Annotated in this window: 10 protein-coding genes; 9 read left to right on the top strand and 1 reads right to left on the bottom strand. The window is 75.2% G+C overall.

Annotated elements, in window-relative coordinates:
• Positions 1-3: 3 nt before the first annotated feature.
• Genes ACR807_RS20395 through ACR807_RS20385 form a run of 3 tightly spaced genes read left to right on the top strand, consistent with a single transcriptional unit; the run spans position 4 to position 4,717 of the window.
• A complete protein-coding gene (locus tag ACR807_RS20395; protein ID WP_438922949.1) occupies positions 4-1,800 on the top strand; it encodes a dipeptide/oligopeptide/nickel ABC transporter permease/ATP-binding protein in 1,797 nt (598 codons plus the stop codon).
• Positions 1,797-2,660 (top strand): ABC transporter ATP-binding protein, encoded by an 864-nt coding sequence (locus ACR807_RS20390; protein ID WP_438922948.1) that lies wholly within the window; start codon positions 1,797-1,799, stop codon positions 2,658-2,660. Before ACR807_RS20395 ends, ACR807_RS20390 begins: the two co-directional genes overlap by 4 nt.
• Complete coding sequence (locus ACR807_RS20385) at positions 2,657-4,717, top strand: glycoside hydrolase family 36 protein (RefSeq protein WP_438922947.1); 2,061 nt, start codon at positions 2,657-2,659, stop codon at positions 4,715-4,717. Before ACR807_RS20390 ends, ACR807_RS20385 begins: the two co-directional genes overlap by 4 nt.
• A 1-nt stretch (position 4,718) precedes the next feature.
• Here ACR807_RS20385 and ACR807_RS20380 read toward each other — a convergent pair whose 3' ends face one another.
• Positions 4,719-6,839 carry an alpha-galactosidase gene (locus ACR807_RS20380; RefSeq protein ID WP_438922946.1) on the bottom strand — a complete coding sequence of 707 codons (2,121 nt, stop codon included), beginning with the start codon at positions 6,837-6,839 and terminating at the stop codon, positions 4,719-4,721.
• 130 nt (positions 6,840-6,969) lie between these two features.
• Here ACR807_RS20380 and ACR807_RS20375 point away from each other — a divergent pair, with 130 nt between their 5' ends.
• The 6 genes from ACR807_RS20375 (at position 6,970) to manA (ending at position 14,668) form a co-directional block, all read left to right on the top strand.
• Positions 6,970-9,414: a glycoside hydrolase family 2 protein gene (locus ACR807_RS20375; RefSeq protein WP_438922945.1), complete on the top strand. Its 2,445-nt coding sequence runs from the start codon at positions 6,970-6,972 to the stop codon at positions 9,412-9,414.
• Complete coding sequence (locus ACR807_RS20370; RefSeq protein WP_438922944.1) at positions 9,411-10,289, top strand: LacI family DNA-binding transcriptional regulator; 879 nt, start codon at positions 9,411-9,413, stop codon at positions 10,287-10,289. The genes ACR807_RS20375 and ACR807_RS20370 overlap by 4 nt, the downstream gene beginning before the upstream one ends.
• Before the next feature lie 9 nt (positions 10,290-10,298).
• A complete protein-coding gene (locus ACR807_RS20365) occupies positions 10,299-11,279 on the top strand; it encodes an aldo/keto reductase (RefSeq protein WP_438922943.1) in 981 nt (326 codons plus the stop codon).
• Positions 11,280-11,300: 21 nt separating this feature from the next.
• The gene (locus ACR807_RS20360) at positions 11,301-12,305 is read left to right on the top strand and encodes a Gfo/Idh/MocA family protein (RefSeq protein ID WP_438922942.1); all 1,005 of its coding nucleotides are present in this window, start codon (positions 11,301-11,303) and stop codon (positions 12,303-12,305) included.
• A gap of 195 nt (positions 12,306-12,500) precedes the next feature.
• On the top strand, positions 12,501-13,553 hold the full coding sequence (locus ACR807_RS20355; protein ID WP_438922941.1) for an ROK family protein: 1,053 nt from the start codon (positions 12,501-12,503) through the stop codon (positions 13,551-13,553).
• 17 nt (positions 13,554-13,570) lie between these two features.
• A complete protein-coding gene (gene manA, locus ACR807_RS20350; RefSeq protein WP_438922940.1) occupies positions 13,571-14,668 on the top strand; it encodes a mannose-6-phosphate isomerase, class I in 1,098 nt (365 codons plus the stop codon).
• The last annotated feature ends 22 nt before the right edge of the window (positions 14,669-14,690 follow it).

Below are 14,690 nucleotides of genomic sequence, written 5' to 3'. Positions count from 1 at the left end.
ACCGTGACCAACCTCAGTCCCGTGACCGTCGCACCGCCGCGCGGCCGGTCGGGCTGGCGCTCGATGCTGCCGCGCTGGTCGCCGAAGCTGGCCGTCGGCCTCGGGCTCATCGCCGCCATCACCCTCCTCGGCCTGGTCGGGCCGCTGCTGGTGGGCGACCCGAACGCCATCCGCGACACCGGGCTCACCCCGCCGGGCGGCGAGTTCTGGCTGGGCACCACGCTGACCGGCCAGGACGTCCTCGCCCAGATCGCCCACGCCACCCGCGGCTCGCTGTACCTGGGCCTGCTGGTCGGCGTGATGGCGACGTTCCTGTCCGCCCTGTTCGGCATCGTCGGCAGCTACGTCGGCGGGTACGTCGACGAGGCGTTCTCGCTGTTCTCCAACGTCATGCTGGTCATCCCCGGCCTGCCGCTGGTGATCGTGATCTCCGCGTTCGTGCCCGCCGACCAGCGCGGGTCGTGGACGATCGCGGTGGTGCTCGCCATCACCGGCTGGGCCGCGTCCGCCCGCGTGCTGCGCGCCCAGACCCTGTCGCTGCGCAACCGCGACTACGTGGCCGCGGCACGGGTGGCGGGCGAGAAGCCGTGGCGCGTGATCACCGTCGAGATCCTGCCGAACCTGCTGCCGCTGCTGGCCTCGCAGTTCGTGTTCTCGGTCATCTACGCGATCCTCAGCGAGGCCGGCCTGTCGTTCCTCGGCCTGGGCGCGTCCAACTCGTCCACGCTCGGCACGATGCTCTACTACGCGCAGAACGGGTTCGCCCTCCAGCGCGAGGCGTGGTGGTGGTTCGTGCCGCCGGGCCTGATCATCGCCCTGTTCGGCTGCGGCCTGTCGCTGGTCAACTTCAGCATCGACGAGATCATCAACCCGAAGCTGCGCGACATCCCCCGCCGCCGGGCGGCCGACGTCGTCCGCGCGCCCGAGCCCGTGGCGCGCCCGGACGACGACGTGGTGCTGACCGTGCGCGACCTGTCGGTCGTCTACCGGGTCGACCGGCCCGTGCACGCGGTCGAGCGCGTGTCGCTCACGCTGCGCCGCGGCGAGATCCTCGGCCTCGCGGGCGAGTCCGGCTGCGGCAAGACCACGCTCGCCTACGCGGTCAACCGGCTGCACCGGCCGCCCGCCGAGGTGAGCACCGGCTCGGTCACGTTCCACGACCGCGACGGCGGTGACGTGGACGTCCTCGCGCTCGCACCGGGCGAGCTGCGGGCGTTCCGCTGGTCGAAGCTGTCCATGGTCTTCCAGGGCGCGATGAACGCCCTCAACCCGGTCATCACCGTGCGGGCGCAGCTGGAGGACGTGCTCACCACGCACCGCCCGGGGATGACCCGGGAGCAGCGCCGGGCCCGGTGCGAGGAGGTGCTGGAGCTCGTCGGCGTCGACGTGCGGCGGCTGACGTCCTACCCGCACGAGCTGTCCGGCGGGATGCGGCAGCGCGTCATGATCGCCATGGCGCTGCTGCTCGACCCGCAGGTCATGATCATGGACGAGCCGACCACCGCCCTCGACGTGGTCGTGCAGCGCGGCATCCTGCGCGAGATCCTGCGGCTGCGCGACGAGATCGGCTTCGCCGTCCTGTTCATCACGCACGACCTGCCGCTGCTGCTGGAGCTGGCCGACCGCATCGCCGTGATGAAGGACGGCGAGGTGGTCGAGTACGCCACCGCGCGGGAGGTGCACGAGAACCCGTCCCACCCGTACACGCGGCAACTGCTCGACTCGTTCCCCAGCCTGACCGGCGAGCGCGGCGCGTTCGTGCGGTCCGGCGAACCCACGGCACCCGGAGGCGTCCGATGACCGCGTTGGAGGCGAAGGGGCTGGTCAAGGACTTCCACGTCCGGGTCGGCCTCAAGCGGGTGAAGCTGCGCGCGGTGGACCGCGTGTCGTTCACCCTCACCCCGGGCCGCACGGTGGCGCTGGTCGGCGAGTCCGGCTCCGGCAAGTCCACCATCGCCCGGATGATCGCCCGGCTGGAGAAGCCCACCGGCGGCGACATCGCGGTCACCGACGAGGCCGGGCGGCGGGTGCCCGACCGGCGCTACCGCGACCACGTGCAGATGGTGTTCCAGGACCCGTTCGCCTCGCTCAACCCGTTCCACACCATCGCCCACCACCTCGAACGACCGCTCAGGCTGCACGGCCGGCCGCACGGCCGGGACGAGGTGGTCCGGCTGCTCGACCGGGTGTCCCTGCCCGGCCGCGACATCGCCGACCGCCGCCCGCACGAGCTGTCCGGCGGCCAGCGGCAGCGCGTCGCCATCGCCCGCGCCCTCGCGCCCGGCGCGAAGGTCGTGGTGGCCGACGAGCCGGTGTCCATGCTGGACGTGTCGATCCGGCTCGGCGTGCTCAACCTGATGGCCCGGTTGCAGCGGGAGGAGGACCTCGCCGTCCTCTACATCACGCACGACCTCGCCACCGCCCGGCACTTCTCCGACGACATCCTGGTGCTCTACAAGGGCCGGGTCGTCGAGCGCGGGCCCGCCGACGAGGTGATCCTGAACCCGCAGCACCCGTACACGAAGATCCTGGCGTCCGCCGCGCCGAACCCCGACGCGCGCGGTCGCGTGCTCGACATCGACCCGGCCGAGGTCGAACGGGCCGGCGCCGCCGCCGCGTACGACCACGGCACCCGCCGGTGGGAGGAGGCGACCCCGTGACGCTGACCTGGTCGACCGGCGCGGTGCGGCTCGTGCTGCGCACCGGCGACGGACCCGTGAGCCTGCTGTCGCTGCGCCCCGACGGCCCGGTGGACGGCGTCGGCGTGCCGCTGGTCGAGGTGCAGGCGCTCGGGCACGGCCGGTTCCCCGGCAGCCACCGCTACGCCGACACCACGATCGGCGCGCGGCTGCGCTACCGGGAGCACCGGGCGTCGGCGGACGAGCTGCGCGTCGTGCAGCACGACGAGGTGACCGGCCTCGTCGTCACGTCGGTGTTCCGGGGCGTGGCCGGCGTGCCCGCCGTGCGGACGTGGACCGAGGTGGCGGCCACCGGCGACCCGGTGCACCTCCAGGCCGTGACGTCGCTGTCCACCGGGGCGTTCCTGGTCGACTCCGGCCGCGCGGTGGACGACGTGGACCTGGTGCACGGCGACTCGGACTGGGTCGCCGAGTCCCGCTGGCACCGCACGCCGCTGCGCGAGGCCGGCCTGGTCGCGATGGACCCGGCCGCGCACCACCACGCCTCGCGCAGCCGGTTCGCGCTGACCTCGCGCAGCTCGTGGTCCACCGGCGAGCACCTGCCGTCCGGCGCGCTCGTGGCCCGCGACGACAGCTGGGCGCTGGCGTGGCAGGTCGAGCACAACGGCGCGTGGCACTGGGAGGTCGGCGAGACCGTCGACGGGGCCTACCTGGCGCTGCTCGGCCCGGCGGACGGCGAGCACCAGTGGGCGCGGGTCGTGACGGCCGACGAGGGCTTCACCACCGTGCCCGTGTCGGTGGCCGTCGCCGCCGGCGGGGTCGACGAGGCGTTCGCGGCCCTGACCCGGCAGCGGCGGGCGACGCGGCGCGACCGGCGCGCCCCGCACCTCCCGGTGGTCTTCAACGACTACATGAACACGCTGATGGGCGACCCGACGACGGACAAGCTGCTGCCGCTGGTCGACGCGGCGGCCGACGTCGGCGCGGACTGCTTCTGCGTGGACGCCGGCTGGTACGACGAGGACGGCGGCTGGTGGGACAGCGTCGGCGAGTGGCGGCCGTCCCGCACCCGCTTCCCCGGCGGCCTCGGCGAGGTCACCGAGCACATCCGGTCGCGCGGCATGGTGCCCGGCCTGTGGCTGGAGCCCGAGGTCGTCGGCACCCGCTCGTCGCTCGCCCGGACCCTGCCCGACGACGCGTTCTTCCAGCGGCACGGCGCGCGCGTCGGCGAGCACGGCCGGTTCCACCTGGACCTGCGCCACCCGGCCGCGGTCGCGCACCTGGACGAGGTGGTCGACCGGCTCGTCGGCGACCTCGGCGTCGGCTACCTGAAGCTGGACTACAACATCATGCCGGGCGCGGGCACCGACGTGGGCGGCCTGGCCCCCGGCGACGGCCTGCTCGGCCACAACCGCGCCCACCTGGCGTGGCTGGACTCCGTGCTGGCCCGCCACCCCGGGCTGCTGCTGGAGAACTGCGCGTCCGGCGCGATGCGGATGGACTACGCGCTGCTGTCCAGGCTGCACCTCCAGTCCACGTCGGACCAGCAGAACCCGTTGCTGTACCCCAGGATCGCCGCCGCCGCGCCCGCGTCCGTGCTGCCCGAGCAGTGCGGGAACTGGGCGTACGCGCAGCCGGGCATGACGCCGGACGAGGCGGTGTTCACCCTGGCGACGGGCGTGCTGGGCCGCCTCTACCTGGCCGGCCGGGTGGACCTGATGGACGAGGACCGGCGGGCCCTGGTCCGCGAGGCCGTGGCGGCGCACAAGGCGCTGAGGCCGGAGATCGCCCGCTCCACCCCGTTCTGGCCGCTGGGCCTGACCTCCCGCCCCGGCCCGTGGGTGGCGGCGGGCCTGCGGGGCGCGGCGACGCACCTGGCCCTGTGGCGCCTGCCGGACGCGCCGCCCGACGTCGCCCTCCCCGTGCCGCACCTGCGCGGGCGGTCCGCGGAGGTGACCCCGGTGTTCCCGCTGTCGGCGCCGTCGTGGGACTTCGGCTGGGACGCCGCCGGCGGCGTGCTGCGGGCCCACCACGACGGCACCGCACCGGCCGCCGTCGTGGTGGCGCTGGGGGCGTGAGTCACACCGCCGTCGCCCGCAGCAGCACCAGCCGCTCCGGGTACTGCACCGGGGCCTGCACGCCCGCCGACCCGAGCACCCGGCCCGGCAGCACGACCCCCTCCGGGGTCCACCACGGCAGCCGCACGCCCCAGTCGTCCGCGTTCCCGTCCGGCACGTCGCCCGGCGCGAGGGGCCGCACGCGGTAGCGGCGGTCGGGGGACAGGCCCGGCAGGCGGACCGGGCCCGGCGGGTACGAGGCGGACGTCGCCACCGACACGATCGCGAACACGGCGTCCGAGCCGTCCTCGGCCACCACGCCGTGCACGTCGAACGCCGGGTCGGGGTGGTCGCCGTGCACCGAGGTGCCCGTGTGCAGCAGGCCGCGCAGCGACTTGTGGAGCGCCACCCACTCCGCCAGGCGGGCCCGCTCGTCCGGGGTGGCCGCGGTCAGGTCCCACTCGACGCCGAAGTGGCCGAACAGGGCCGTGCCCGCCCGGAAGTCCAGCGGGTGCCGCCGGTGCGTGGTGTGGGACGACGCCGCGCCCACGTGCGTGCCCATCAGCTCCAGCGGGATCAGCGCGTTCGTCCAGCGCTGCGCCGACTGCCGCTCCAGGGCGTCGATGCAGTCCGACACCCACACCCGGTCGGTGCGCTCCAGGACCTCCAGGTCCACCCGCGCGCCGCCGGACGAGCACGACTCGACCTCCACGCCGGGGTGGCGGGAGCGCAGCTCGTCGAGCAGCCGGTAGACGGCGAGCGTCTGCCCGTGCACGCCCGCGCGGCCGGTGGGGCGGTGGCCCGCGTCGACCAGGTCCCGGTTGTGGTCCCACTTCAGGTACGACACCGGGTAGGTGGACAGCAGGTCGTCCAACCGCTCCAGGACGTACGCGTACGCGCCCGGCTGGGCCAGGTCGAGCACCTGCTGCGACCGCGCCGCGCCCGGCAGCCGGTCGCCCGCCGCCATGAGCCAGTCGGGGTGCGCCCGCGCCAGGTCGGAGTCGGGGTTGACCATCTCCGGCTCGACCCAGATGCCGAACTGCATCCCCAGGCCGGTCACGTGGTCGGTCAGCGGCGTCAGCCCCTCCGGCCACACCTCGTCGGACACGTACCAGTCGCCCAGGCCGCGCTTGTCGTCGCGGCGCGAGCCGAACCAGCCGTCGTCGAGCACGAACCGCTCCGCGCCGATCGCCGCCGCCGCGTCCGCCAGCGCCGTGAGCCGCGCGAGGTCGTGGTCGAAGTACACGGCCTCCCACGTGTTGACCACGACGGGGCGCGGCGACACCGGGTGCGTCGGGCGCGACCGCAGGTGCCGGTGGAACCGGGCGGACACCTCGTCCAGGCCCACGCCCCACGACGCGTACTGCCACGGCGAGGTGTAGGTCTCGCCGGGCGCCAGCACGACCTCGCCGGACAGCAGCAGCTCGCCCGAGCCCAGCAGCGACACCGAGTGGTACGTGCGCTCGGCGAACGTGCGGTGGTTGCCGGACCAGGCCGTGTGCACGGCCCAGACCTCGCCGGTGCGGTTGCCGAAGCCCTCGACGCCCGCCGCGAGCAGGTACGCCGAGTCGTAGCCGGTGCGGCCGGTGCGGTTCTCGCGCACGCGCAGGCCCTGCGTGAAGCGGGTGCGCTGCGGGCTGCGCTCGCGCGTCCAGCGACCGGTGAAGTCCAGCAGCTCCACGGCCTCGGCGGGCACCGGCAGGGTCAGCGAGACCGCGTCCACCGCGAACGGCCCGGAGCCGGTGTTGGTCAGCGACGCCCGCTGCCGCAGCAGGCCGGACGGCAGCAGCTCGACGACCAGCTCCAGCCCGAGCCCGGCCGCCTCGTCGACGGCGCGCACCAGCGGCCCGTCCACGGACACGACGCGGAACGCGGTGGAGAAGTCGCGGCCGTCGCGGTTGCCGGTGACGCCGGGCGTGCCGAGCCAGCCGGCCGACTGCTCGGGCAGCACGGCCACGTCGACCGCCCCGTCCACGGAGAACCCGATGGGGTGCGGCGCCTGCGCCAGCACCACCGCGCCCAGCTCGGCGTCGGTCAGCTCGCCCAGGTCCGCGCCCCAGTGGCGGACGCGGGGGAGGGTGCCCCCGGAGAAGTCGAGGACCACGCTCACCCCCGCCGCCCGCAGGTGCGTCACGTCCGCCACTCGTGGCCTCCCTCGTCGACGATGAAGCTCGTTGACTTACTTTAGTTGCTGGCGTAAGAATCGCCATACCTTGATGTTCACAAGGCGGAAACCCACCGCCGCGCCGGGAAGCGCCGGGAAAAGAGGAACGATGATCCGCACGACCTTGCACGACGGGTGGCGCCTGCGCGCGGTGGGCGGGCCGGTCCCGGACGGCGTCGCGGACCGGGAGGTCCCGGCCGCCGTCCCCGGCAGCACGCACCTCGACCTGCTCGCGGCGGGCCTCATCCCGGAGCCCTACCTCGACACCAACGAGGCCGAGCTGGCCTGGATGCACCGCGCCGACTGGCGCTACGCCACGACGTTCGAGGCCGGCGCGGCGCGGGACGGCGAGCAGGTCGAGCTGGCGTTCGACGGCCTGGACACCGTGGCGACCGTCGAGCTGAACGGCCACGTCCTCGGCAGCACCGCGAACATGCACCGCTCGTACCGGTTCGACGTGCGCGACGCCCTGCGCGACGGCGCCAACGAGCTGGTCGTCACCTTCCGCTCCGCCCTCACCCACGCGGAGGAGCAGGAGAAGGCGCTGGGCGCGCGCGACCGCGCCTACGGCCACCCGTTCAACGCGGTGCGCAAGATGGCCTGCTCGTTCGGCTGGGACTGGGGCCCCGACCTCCAGACCGCGGGCATCTGGAAGCCGGTGCGGCTGGAGCGCTGGTCCGACGCGCGCTTCCGCGAGGTCCGCCCGCTGGTCGCGGTGGACGCCGACGGCACGGGCCGGGTCGAGGTGCACGTCGCCGTCGACCGCGCGCGGGACGCCGACCTCGCCGTCGTCGTCTCCGTCGGCGGCGCGGAGCGGCGGGTCGCGGTGACCGGCGACACCGCCTCGGTGACCGTCGAGGTGCCGGGCGTCGACCTCTGGTGGCCGGTCGGCTACGGCGACCACCCCCTCTACGACCTGCGCGTCACCCTCGAAGCGGACGGCGCCGAGGTCGACGCGCACCACCGCCGCGTGGGCTTCCGCACGGTCACCGTGGACACCGAGCCCGACGAGGTCGGCACCCCGTTCACCTTCGTCGTGAACGGCACGCGCGTGTTCGCCAAGGGCGCCAACTGGATCCCCGACGACCACTTCCTCACCCGCATCACCCGCGACCGCCTGGCCCGCCGCGTCGACCAGGCCGTGACGGCGAACATGAACCTGCTCCGCGTCTGGGGCGGCGGCATCTACGAGACCGAGGACTTCTACGACGTCTGCGACGAGCGCGGCGTGCTGGTCTGGCAGGACTTCCCGTTCGCCTGCGCCGCCTACGCCGAGGAGTCCCCGATGTGGGAGGAGGTCGAGGCCGAGGCCCGCGAGAACGTCGCCCGGCTCACCTCGCACGCCTCCCTCGCGCTGTGGAACGGCAACAACGAGAACCTGTGGGGCTACCGGGACTGGGGCTGGCAGGAGCAGCTCCAGGGCCGCACCTGGGGCCTGGGGTTCTACCAGGAGCTGCTGCCCGCGATCGTCGCCGAGCTGGACCCGACCCGGCCGTACTCGCCGGGCAGCCCGTACAGCCCCGGCGACCTGCACCCCAACGAGGACACCCACGGCACCCGGCACGAGTGGGAGGTGTGGAACCGCGTCGACTACACCCACTACCGCGACCACACGCCCCGGTTCTGCTCGGAGTTCGGCTTCCAGGGCCCGCCCACCTGGGCGACCCTGACCAGGTGGGTGCACGACGAGCCGACGACGCCGACCTCGCCCGCGTTCCTGCTGCACCAGAAGGCCGAGGACGGCAACGGCAAGCTGGACCGCGGCCTCGCGCCGCACCTGCCCGCGCCCGGGTCCTTCGAGGACTGGCACTGGGCGACCCAGCTCAACCAGGCGCGCGCGGTCGCGTTCGGCGTCGAGCACTTCCGCTCGCACTGGCCGCGCACGGCCGGCGCGGTCGTGTGGCAGCTCAACGACTGCTGGCCGGTCACGTCGTGGGCCGCGGTGGACGGCGACGAGCGCCCCAAGCCGCTCTACTACGCGCTGAAGCACGCCTTCGCGCCGCGCCTGCTCACCGTGCAGCCGCGCGCCGGCCGGGACGCGCTGGTCGCCGTCAACGACACCGACGCGGTCTGGACCGGTGAGGTGGCGGTCACGCGGCAGACGTTCGCGGGGGAGGCCCTGGCGACGGCTACGATTCCGCTCGACGTGCCGGCGCGGTCGGTGGCGACGCTGGAGCTGGCGGAGGACCTCGTGACACCCGCCGACCCGAAGGGAGAGGTGCTGGTCGTGAGCACGGCCGACGCGCGCGCCGCGCACGTGTTCCGGGAGGACCTGGAACTGGCCTACGACCCCGCCCCGCTGACCGCCGAGGTCACCAGGGTCGACGGCGGCTACCGGGTGGACGTCGCCGCCTCCTCGTTCGCCCGCGACGTCGCGCTGCTGCCCGACCGGGTCGCCGAGGACGCCGTCGTGGACGACGCCCTGGTCCCGCTGGCCGCCGGCGAGTCGCACTCGTTCCTGGTGCGCACCTCCGCCGAGCTGGAGGACCCGGCCGCGCTCACCGGTCCGCTGGTGCTGCGCTGCGCCAACGACCTGGGCGCGGTGCGGACGTGACCGCCGGCTCCGCCCCCGGCGACCCGGCGGGCCCCGGCCAGGCGAGCACCGGGTCGGTCGGCCTGGTCCTGGCCCGGCCCGCGCGGCTGCTGGGCGCGGAGCCGTTCTTCATGGAGTTCATCGCGGGCATCGAGGAACGCCTGGCGGAGGACGACCGCTCCGTCCTGCTGCACGTCGTGGCCACCGAGGACGCCGAGATCGCCGCCTACCGCCGGTGGGCGGCGGGCGGCGTGGTCGACGCGGTGGTGGTCGTGAACCGCACCGTCGACGACCACCGCCCGGCCGTGCTGCGGGAGATGGGCCTGCCCGCGCTGTTCGTCGGCGAACCGGACGAGCTGGCCGTGCCCGCCGTCCGCTCGGACGACGCCGGGCCGGTCCGCGAGGTCCTCGCGCACCTGCTGGAGCTGGGCCACCGGCGCATCGCGCGGGTCACCGGCCCGCGGACCTTGTTGCACACCAGGGCGCGCACGGCCGCGCTGCTGGAGGGCTGCGCGGCGGCGGGCGTCGAGCCCGTCGTGCTGGAGGGCGACTACTCCGAGGAGTCCGGGGCCAAGCTCACCGCGGCGCTGCTGGGCGCCGCCGAACCGCCCACCGCGATCCTCTACGACAACGACGTGATGGCCGTGGCCGGCCTCGGCGTCGCCAAGGAGCTGGGCTTCGCCGTGCCCGACCGGCTCAGCCTCGTCGCCTGGGACGACTCGTCGCTGTGCCGCCTCGCCTCGCCCGCGCTCACCACGATGAGCGTGGACGTGCACCAGTTCGGCGTGACCGTCGCGGAGTCGGTGCTGGAGCTGGTCGGCGGCGGCGACGTCGCCGAGCGCTGGTCGCCCACCGCGACGCTCGTCCCGCGCTCCAGCACCGCCGCACCGCTCTAGAGGGAGACCATGACCCACCAGCCCGCCGCCGAGCGCTACGAGTCCATGCCCTACCGCCGGTCCGGCCGCAGCGGGCTGAAGCTGCCCGCCGTGTCCCTGGGCCTGTGGCACAACTTCGGCCACGACCGGTCGCTGGACGGCCAGCGGGCCATCCTGCGCCGCGCGTTCGACCTGGGCGTGACCCACTTCGACCTGGCCAACAACTACGGCCCGCCGCCCGGCAGCGCCGAGGAGAACTTCGGCCGGGTCTTCGCGCAGGACCTCGCCGCCCACCGGGACGAGATCGTCGTCTCCACCAAGGCCGGCTACCTGATGTGGGACGGCCCGTACGGCGAGTGGGGCTCCCGCAAGCACCTGGTGTCCTCGCTGGACCGGTCGCTGGGCCGGCTCGGCCTCGACCACGTCGACGTCTTCTACCACCACCGGCCGGACCCGGACACGCCGATCGAGGAGACGATGGGCGCGCTCGACCACGTCGTCCGCTCCGGCAAGGCGCTCTACGTCGGCGTCTCCAACTACTCGGCCGAGCAGACCCGGGAGGCCGCGGCCGTGCTGCGGCGCCTGGGCACGCCGCTGCTGGTCCACCAGCCGTCGTACTCGATGCTCAACCGGTGGGTCGAGGACGGCCTGCTGGACGTGCTGGACGAGGTCGGCGCGGGCAGCGTCGCGTTCTCGCCGCTGGCCCAGGGCGTGCTGACCGACCGCTACCTCGACGGCATCCCGTCCGGCTCGCGCGCGGCGGGCCCGTCGCCGTTCCTCAGCGCCGACCGGCTCGACGAGGCCACGCTGGCGAAGGTGCGGGCGCTGGACGGGATCGCGAAGGGGCGCGGCCAGACGCTGGCGCAGCTCGCCATCGCCTGGGTGCTGCGCAACGTCACGTCCGCCCTCGTGGGCGCGTCGAGCGTGCGGCAGCTGGAGGACAACGTGGCGGCCACCGCCCGGCTGGACTTCGACGCCGACGAGCTGGCCGAGATCGAGCGCCACCTGTGACGGCGCGGTGGTGACGGCGCGGTGGTGATCAGGACCGTCCAGGTCGGACTGGGCGCGTGGGGCACCGACTGGGCCGTGCGCGTGCTGCCCGAGGCGCCGGAGCTGGCCGCGGTCGGCTTCGTGGACACCGACCCGCTGCGGCGCGCGGAGTTCACCGCGCTGACCGGCACGCCGGCGTCGGCCGCCGTCGACTGGTCGGCCGACTTCGACGCGGTCCTGGTCACCACCTCCCTGGGCGCGCACGCCCCGGTGGCGCGGGCCGCCCTGGAGGCGGGCCGGCACGTGCTGCTGGAGAAGCCGCTCGCGCTGGACCTGGCCGAGGCGGTGTCGCTGGTCGAGCTGGCCGAATCGCGCGGCCTGGTGCTGCTGGTGTCCCAGAACCACCGCTTCTTCCCGGCCGCCGCGGTCGCGGAGGAGGCGTTGCGGCACGTCGGGCAGGTCCGCAACGCCCGCGTGTCCTTCCGGCGGGACCACCGCTTCCAGGCGCTCGGGCCGTCACCGGACACCTCGGTCCTGCACCAGGTCGCCGCCCACCACTTCGACCTGGTCAGGTACCTGCTGGGCGAGGTCGCCGCCGTCACCGCCCACCGCTGGCGGCGGGGCCAGGACCCGGACGTGCTGCTGTCGTCGTTCTCGGCGACCCTGGAGCTGGCCGGCGGCGCGCTGGTCGAGTACAGCGCGTCGACCAGCAGCCAGGCGACGACGACCCCGTGGTCCGGCGAGTGGGTGGTCGAGGGCGACGGCGGCACCGTGGAGTGGTCGGGCGAGAGCCGGGTCAACCTGTCCCGCGTGACGGTGCACCGGGCCGGCCTGCCGCCGGAGACCGTGCCGGTGGAGGCGCTGCCGTCGAAGGCGGGCGTGGGCGACCGGGTGGCCGTGGTGCGGGACTTCGCCGACGCCGTCCACGAGGGCCGGGCGTCGGCGCTGTCCGGTCGGGCGAACCTGGGCACGCTGGCCGCGCTGCTGGCGGCGTGGGACAGCCTCCAGCGGGGCGGCGCCCGCGTCGAGGTGCGCGTGCCGGGGTGAGGCGGTGACCGGGTGGTCCCGCCACCGGGGGTGCGCAGCCTCGGGCTCACCGTCCCGGGTTCACCGTCCTGGGCGCACCGCCGCCGAGGGCGTCGCGCAACCGCTTCAGCAGGCCGTCACCGGCGCTGATGACCTCGGGAACCGCCTCGGTCGGCCCTCTTGACGTAACTTTGCTTAACCGCTTAACTAAGTTCCATGCGCCACGCACGCGAGCCGGTCGCGCTCGCCCTCGACATCGGCGGCACGAAGCTCGCGGCGGCCCTGGTCGGGGCGGACGGCGCCGTGCTCGCCCGCCGCGCCGCGCCGACCCCCGCCGGGGACGCGGACACCGTCTGGCGCGGCCTCGCGGGGGTCGCGACCGAGGTGCTCGACCACGCCGCCGCCCTCGGACGGGAGGTCCTGGGCGCGGGCATCGCCTCCGCCGCGCCGATGGACCTGCGCACGGGCACCATCAGCCCGGTCAACATCCCGGGCTGGCGCGACTTCCCGATCACCGCCCGCGTCGCCGCGCTCGTCCCCGGCCTGCCGGTCCGGCTCGGCGGCGACGCGCTGTGCATGGCCCTCGCCGAGCACCGCCACGGCACCGGGCGCGGCAGCTCGTGCCTGCTCGGCATGGTCGTCTCCACGGGCATCGGCGGCGGGTTCGTCTTCGACGGCCGACCCCACTTCGGCACCACGGGCAACGCCGGGCACGTCGGCCACTTCGTGGTCGACCCCGCGGGCCCGCCGTGCGGGTGCGGCGCGCGGGGCTGCTCGGAGGCCGTCGCCAGCGGGCCGTCGATGGTGCGCTGGGCGCTGGAGCAGGGCTGGCGACCGCTCGGCGGCACGGCCGACGGCATCGCGCTCGCCGCGTCGGCCCGGGCGGGCGACCCCGCGGCGCGGGCCGCGTTCCGGCGCTCCGGGGAGGCGGTCGCCCGCGTCGTCACGGTGGCCTCGGCGCTGTGCGAGATCGACCGGGTGGTGATCGGCGGCGGCGTGGCGCAGGCGTGGGACCTGCTGGGACCCGCCGTGGTCGAACCGCTGGCCGCCTACTCGGGACTGGACTTCATGCGCCGGGTCGAGGTGCGCCCGGCGACGCTCGGCGTGGACTCGGGCCTGATCGGGGCCGCCGCGCTGCTCGCGGTCGACGCGGTCGACGCGGTGGGCGCGGTGGGCGCGGTGGGCGCCGTCGACGCGGTCCGGGCGGCCGGCCCGGCCGGCGCGAGTGGCGTGGACGGGCGGGTCCCGTCGCTGCCGGTGGTGATCTGACCGTGCGGGGGAGCGCTGTGCGCAGGCTGGACGCCGTCGTGCGGGAGTACCACTGGGGTTCGCGGACCGCGCTGGCCGGGATGCGGGGCGAGCCGTCGCCGAGCCCGGTGCCGCAGGCCGAGCTGTGGGTCGGCGCGCACCCCGACGACCCGTCGCGCCTGGCGGACTGCGGGGTGCCGCTGGACGTCCACCTCGCCGCCGACCCGGCCGGGCTCCTCGGCCCGGAGTGCCTGGCCGCGTTCGGCCCGAGGCTGCCGTTCCTGCTCAAGGTGCTGGCCGTGGACGCGCCGCTGTCGCTCCAGGTGCACCCGGACCGCGAGCGGGCGAGGACCGGGTTCGCCGAGCGCGGCTACCGCGACGACCGGGCCAAGCCCGAGGTGCTGGTGGCGCTCACCGACTTCGAGACGCTGTGCGGGTTCCGCGAGCCCGCCGCGACCGTGGCGCTGCTCGACGCCCTGGGCGTCGCGGCGCTGGGCCCGGTGCGCGACGCGCTGGCCGCGGGCGACACGGCGGGAGCGCTGCGCCGGGCGCTGCACGGGGGAGCGGACGTGGTCGACGAGGTGGCGCGGGCGGCGGCGGGGGTGCCCGCGCTCCGGCACGTCGCGGACCTGGCCGGGGTCCACCCCGGTGACCCGGGCGTGGTCGCGGCCCTGCTGCTCGACGCGGTCACGCTGGAACCGGGCCAGGCCGCGTACGTGCCGGCCGGGGTGCTGCACGCGCACCTGCGCGGCGTCGGCGTGGAGCTGATGGCCAACTCGGACAACGTCCTGCGCGCCGGGCTCACGTCGAAACCCGTGGACGTGCCGGGGGTGCTGGAGCTGGTGGACCACCGCGCCGGACCGGCGGGGCTGCTGGACGGCGAGGTCGACGGTCCGGTGAGGACGTACCGGACGCCGGACCCGGAGTTCCGGCTGCACGCCGTGCGGGCGGGGGCCGTGCTGCCCGGCCGGGGGCCGCAGCTCCTGCTGTGCACCGGCGGTTCCGTCGTGGTGACCCGCGCCGGCGAGGCGGTCGCGCTGCGCGGCGGCGAGTCGGTGTTCCTGCCGCACGACGAGCGGAGCGCGGCGGTGGTGGCCGGCGACGGCGAGGCGTTCTGGGCCACCGTCGGGGGGTGAGCGGTGCGCGCGGGTGCGGCGG

It is taken from the genome of Saccharothrix sabaoui (assembly GCF_051756985.1).
Taxonomy (GTDB): domain Bacteria; phylum Actinomycetota; class Actinomycetes; order Mycobacteriales; family Pseudonocardiaceae; genus Actinosynnema.
Note: the sequence above shows the minus strand (reverse complement) of the source record. Positions and strands in the feature narration are given on the sequence as shown.

Coding starts and splice junctions, on each gene's coding strand:
- ACR807_RS20390 (WP_438922948.1), top strand. CDS start 1,797: ATGACCGCGTTGGAGGCGAAGGGGCTGGTCAAGGACTTCCACGTCCGG.
- ACR807_RS20375 (WP_438922945.1), top strand. CDS start 6,970: ATGATCCGCACGACCTTGCACGACGGGTGGCGCCTGCGCGCGGTGGGC.
- ACR807_RS20365 (WP_438922943.1), top strand. CDS start 10,299: ATGACCCACCAGCCCGCCGCCGAGCGCTACGAGTCCATGCCCTACCGC.
- ACR807_RS20355 (WP_438922941.1), top strand. CDS start 12,501: ATGCGCCACGCACGCGAGCCGGTCGCGCTCGCCCTCGACATCGGCGGC.